We start from the raw sequence: 5,193 nt of genomic DNA, 5'->3' as shown, positions 1-5,193 counted from the left end.
TCAGCTCTCATCCTGATCGCCGCTCGCTTCTCATCCAGATCGTCGCGCTACACCTACGATACCGATCGGGTGCTGGCGGCCCTCTCCTCGGCCGGCGTCCCAGCGAGCGGGCTTGGCGAGGTGGTGGTCGGCGTCGCCGACTCGGGCCTGGCCGGCGCAGCCGGTGCGCCCTTGCCGAGCGACCTCTTCCACCGCGGCATGGACAAGGTGGACGAAACGCCGGAAGACGACGACCAGAACGACTACAACGACGATCTGGTCGGTGCCGGCCCCAGTCGACCCGGCGCTGAGGTCATCGCGGGCCTGCTCGGCGACGGCGATCTCCGGCTCTGCCCCACGCCGAACCCGGCCTACCACCTTTGGAGTCCGGCTTCGCTAGCCAAGGCCAGTCACGGCTCCATGGTCGCCTCGATCGCGGCAGGCCTGGCTCTCCGTCCCGACGGCAAGCCGCCCTCCCCTTGGCTGCCGCGCATCGCCTTCTTCCGATTGATGCACATGTGCGAGCCGGGCGGCGAGGTCGAGGCGTCCCCGGCGGCTGTGGTGCAGGGCATCCAGTACCTCTTTCGGCGCGAAGCGACGATCGTGAACCTCAGCTATCTCGAGCAGTCGTCGACCTACGGCTCGCAGGCGGCCGCCATAAAGGAGGAGCTCGCCCCCTGGAACAATCGATATCTCGTGATCGCCGCAGGCAACAAGGGTTCGCGACTGGATCACGAGGACCGATCCTGTCTGACCTGCCTCGCCAACATCGACGAGGTCCGACGCCAGGTCTTCGTGGTGGGCGCGGCCGATCGCGACCTTCGAAGGCTGCCCACCTCCAACCATGGGCGCGGGGTCACCTTCTATGCCCCCGGCGTATGGCAGGGCTCGATGCCGATCGCGGGACAGGCGCCGCCCGACGCCGTCAACCCGCCGTCCACCTCCGCTGCGGCCCCGCTCGTGACGCTCGCGCTACGTATCCTCCGCTCGACGGGAGAGGCGAATCCCGTGAAGATCCGGCAGCGCCTGATCGAGACCTCATGGCCGCTCGAAGCGCCCGATGAAGTCGGCGACGAGGGTGCGTGGGTCGTGGACCTGACGAAGGTGGCCGCGGTCAGGCGGGACGTCGTCGAGACGATCCGATCAGACCCGGAGGACGGCGTGGTCCGCCGACGCACGTTCATCGGCGAGATCCAGAACCCTAAAGACCTGCGCCTCTGCGAAACGGGTTCGCTCGACCCGATCAACAGGTTGACGACCCGGGCCGTCCGACTGACGCCCACGATCGACGGCCGACGACGCTTCGTTCGGTTCCTAACCCGGACCCGAAACGACGGCAGGGCCTTCCTGCGCGAGAGGGATGTCGACTGCATCGCGGGATCGGGGACCGTGCGCATCCGGGACGACGTATCAGGCAGGGAGGAGATCATCCCCGCCGCTGAGGTGATGGCGATCATCTTCCCGATGAGCTGAAAGGTGAGGTCGCGAGGTCACGGACCGCGTCGAATCAGCCGCCGCGCGTTGGCCGACATGACGTTCTCGATCTGCACGTCGCTCCATTGCGCATCAGCCATCCCGCGCATCACCGCGTCCGCGAACCGCCGGGCGCGCGGTTCCATGCCGAGCATCACCCAGTCCGTCGCGTACACGATCCTGGACAGCGCGGGATCGCCCGGCCCGAACACGGTGGTCAGCGCCGAGAAGAATTCGCGGGCGAGCGCCCGGTCTCCGGCGAGCTCCGGCATGTAGGACAGGTCGCCATAGACTTCGCCGCGTCCGGATAACCGCAGGTCCAGCATGCGGACGGGAGCATGCAGGGCCCAGACCTCGGGCGGTCGCCGCCCTGCGCTCACGGCGTTAACGAACGGCTTCGCCTCGTCAACCAGATGTCCGATGCTGAGACGCAAGCCGTGTCGGGCCGCAGGCGCCTCCCAATGCGCGGGATCGGCTCGCTCGCCGTAGCGCGGCCCCGCTCCGTTGCCCGGACCGCCATGCGCCACGATCGGCACGCTCTCCGTGCCGCACCAGGCCAGGAACAGGTCCAACGCCTCGTCCAGCGCCGAGCCGAGCTCCCGGCCGGCACCGACGTCGCTCCACCGGTCCAGCGCCGTCACGCGTCCGGGCTGCCGCGGATCAAACTCAACGTCGGCGAGCATCGCGTTGCCCGACGCCTTGTAGCCCATCGGTGGATACAGCTTGAAGCCGGCGATGCGCCCGGCGGTCCATTCGGCCTGAAGCCGCTCGAATGTCGTCGTCACGCCGCGCGCCAGCTCAAGCGCATGCCGCAACGGGCAGTAGCCTGCGAACGTCGCTACCTGGATCGCGGGTCGGAAGGCGGCAGCGCGGTGACCCAGCGCATGCATGACGGAGATCTGAGCCATCTGATCGGACCCCGGCGCGGGCTCGTCGTCGAGCCAGGCGTCGTAGTCGACCAGCAGCGCGACCACCAAGGCGGGCTTTCGCCCACGGCCGCCGAAGTCGCGGATGTAGGACGCGAGATGCGACGAGCGGGACTGGAGGAGGAGGTGGCCCCAGGCGAGCAGGCGAACGAGCTCCCCAATGCCCTGTGCCTCCGCGGCAAGAAGCGTCCGTGCTTCGTCCGATCTAGCGTCGCCGTACTCGGTCCCCGACGCGATCCTGGCAAGCGCACGTCGCATGGCGCCTGCGTCCAGGCTCAGCGACAGCTCCCTCGACGCGATCCCCGAAGCATCAAGCCGGCTCAGAGCGCGGCCAAGCGCCTCGAAGCTCTCCCTCGTTGCCCGATCGCTGTCGCCGGCCACCGTCGGACCGCTACGCGCGCCAGTTTCGATGAAGGCGGCGGTCTCGGCCGCGAAACGCTTGGGTCCCCAATCCGCAGGCACCGATTTTCCGCTCGTGATCAGCGCCAGTTCGTGCTGCGCGGTAATCGCGGCGGGTTTGTACAGTCTCGTGAACAGAGAGATCAGTGCGGGCAGCCAGGAGGGCGGCTCGGCGAAGTACCGGCGCGCAACGACGTAGCGAAGGAACCCTTCCACCGGCAGATCGGCCACGTTGAACATGTGCGTATGCGCGTCGGCGAGGCTGGCCTTCGGGCCCGGCTTGAGGCCTCCGCCCACGCAGCCGCCGGCCGCCAGGAGCGCGGCGGAGAAGGCGCGCCTATCGAGGAATGGCCCGTGGCTCACTTGGGCGGCTTCGCCGAACCCCACGCCGAACCGGTCCGCTGCGACGCTCGCCCGTAATCTATCACGCAGCGCATGTACCGCGGGTAGAATTGGACGGGATCGTCGATCTTCCGATCCTCCTTGCGCCACTCCTCGCAGGTCATCGTCTCCGCCCGTCCGAGCGCTGGATCGTCGAGCGTGTACCGGTGCCTGGACATGTCGGGTCCGATCTTCGCCAGGTGGAACGGTACGCCTCTGTTCCTCGCCGCGGTCTCGATCGTCGAGGCCGAAAAGCGATAGACCTGATTGGCCAGCATCTGCTCGGAGCGCAATGCGAGTTCGGTGAAGCGCCACTTGCGGTGGACGCCTTCGTAGTTGCCCGGCGGATCGCCCCGTGCGCAGTGACGCGCCGCGTCCGCCTTGCCGCACCTGGCGGACAGCTCCTGATCCCCGTTCACGACCACGTAGAAGCGCGGGCCGCCTCCGGCGGCCGCCGCCGCCGAGCTCCGCTCGATCCGATCGCCGATCTCATCCGAGAACATTCCGAAGCGAACACCGCCGTCGACGTACATCCGGTTGTCGATAAAGACGGGCAACGCCGCCATCGGCGCGGAAGAGGACGCGAGGATCGCCTCCACGTAGCAGCCCTGCAGGCGGACGCGCTCGGCCTCGTCCCGCTCCGCCGCATAGCGTCGCGCCATCTCGGTGAGATCGAGCGCAAGCGCCTGCCCCGTGTCGACGTCCACAACGCCCACCAGCAGAACGCGCTCCCGACCCGGTCCGGCCTCGGCCGCTACGGCCTCTAGCGCGCCCTTGTCGATGAAATGGATCAGGCGCTGACGCAGGGGGCTCAGGTCGGCGACGGCACCCTTGCGGAGCATGTCCACGTAGCCCTTCTCGGTCGGCACGCCGTTCCTGACCGAAACTATCGGCGTCAGCAGTTCGCGCTCGTGGCCTATGCTGTAGCCGCGTACCGCGTCCTCGGTCCGGTTCAGGAATGCGAACGTGGCGAGGATCGCGCCGGTGCTGATGCCGGTAACGACCTTGAACTCCGGAAGGCGTCCACGCGGCGCCGTGCGGCGCCACTCGTCCAGCAGCCCGGCCCCGAAGGCTCCGTGAAGGCTGCCGCCGGAAAGAAAGAGCATGGACGGATCGGGCACCGCGCGACCAGCGACGGCGACGGCCGAATTGCGCGGCGGCGTCAGAAGCGTTCGATCCAGCAGATCGCCGAAGCTGCGCGCTCCCGCGGCAGACGCGACCACCGCTGCGCCGGGGTCGGGCACTGCAAGTTCATAGCTCACGAAACGGCATGAGCGGCTCGGAGACGGCTTGATGGCACAGCCCCCGATAAGAAAGGCCAGCGACGACAACATGCAAATGACGTGTCTGCCGAGCATCCTGCGCCGCTCCTGTCCGATTTGACGATCCAAGACGCGGTACAAGGCGGTGGTAAGCACCCCCGAGAATACGATGCTACAGCGCAGATCAACATAAGCAACTGCAAAGCGAGCGCGTGAGTTGGACCACGCTTGGCTACCTAGGCGCTGTTTGCCCAAGCATTGCAGCGCCTGCGCGCCGATGGCTCTGGTCGCGTGCGCAATATTCCTTACTCAAGAGCCGTGCCGCGCCGTGCCGCCCCAGCTTGACCAGCATTCTCCTGCTCGTGCGCTCAGTCTGATTTAAATGAGATCCGACTGCCCCGCAACGATGCAAGGGGACCCTTCAGCCGTTCAAATTGAGAAGCGCGGCCGCATCGATCGTGATCGCAAGTGGTGGCAGTGCTTCGAAAGCGGGACGGGCCAGCAGGTAGCCTTGCATCAGGTCGATGCCGATCGAGCGAACCGCGTCGAGTTCGGCGCGAGTCTCGATCCCTTCCGCGACAACGCCGATGCCCAGCTTGACGCAGAGGCCTACTACAGCCTCGACGATCATGCGCCGCGGCTGCCCCCCGTCCTCTACCGGCCGAAAATGGCGCAAGGTGAAACTAAAAGGACTCGAGACCGAGCGGTTTTATGAGCCGCTCCTAGGCTCCAGACTCGTTCACAGCCAGAACGCGAGCGCGGTGGCGAGCGCC

The 5,193-nt window shown here is 67.2% G+C and carries 4 protein-coding genes; 1 reads left to right on the top strand and 3 read right to left on the bottom strand.

The annotated features are described in order from the left end of the window. Positions 1-1,452 (top strand): S8/S53 family peptidase (locus tag ACFE71_RS14725; protein WP_375429517.1); only part of this gene is annotated, 1,452 nt, incomplete at its 5' end. Positions 1,453-1,469: 17 nt separating this feature from the next. Here ACFE71_RS14725 and ACFE71_RS14720 read toward each other — a convergent pair. The 3 genes from ACFE71_RS14720 to ACFE71_RS14710 form a co-directional block, all read right to left on the bottom strand. Beyond that, positions 1,470-3,164 carry a hypothetical protein gene (locus tag ACFE71_RS14720; protein WP_375429516.1) on the bottom strand — a complete coding sequence of 565 codons (1,695 nt, stop codon included), beginning with the start codon at positions 3,162-3,164 and terminating at the stop codon, positions 1,470-1,472. Next, complete coding sequence (locus ACFE71_RS14715) at positions 3,137-4,402, bottom strand: patatin-like phospholipase family protein (protein ID WP_375429515.1); 1,266 nt, start codon at positions 4,400-4,402, stop codon at positions 3,137-3,139. Before ACFE71_RS14715 ends, ACFE71_RS14720 begins: the two co-directional genes overlap by 28 nt. A 439-nt stretch (positions 4,403-4,841) precedes the next feature. Continuing rightward, on the bottom strand, positions 4,842-5,051 hold the full coding sequence (locus tag ACFE71_RS14710; RefSeq protein ID WP_375429514.1) for an EAL domain-containing protein: 210 nt from the start codon (positions 5,049-5,051) through the stop codon (positions 4,842-4,844). Positions 5,052-5,193: the final 142 nt, after the last annotated feature.

Source organism: uncultured Sphingomonas sp., from assembly GCF_964237155.1.
In the GTDB taxonomy this organism is placed as follows: domain Bacteria; phylum Pseudomonadota; class Alphaproteobacteria; order Sphingomonadales; family Sphingomonadaceae; genus Sphingomonas.
The sequence above is the reverse complement of the archived record's forward strand: the minus strand, read 5'-3'. Positions and strand labels throughout refer to the sequence as shown.

Excerpts from the sequence above, each read along its gene's own strand:
- ACFE71_RS14710 (WP_375429514.1), bottom strand. The coding sequence starts at position 5,051 with ATGATCGTCGAGGCTGTAGTAGGCCTCTGCGTCAAGCTGGGCATCGGC.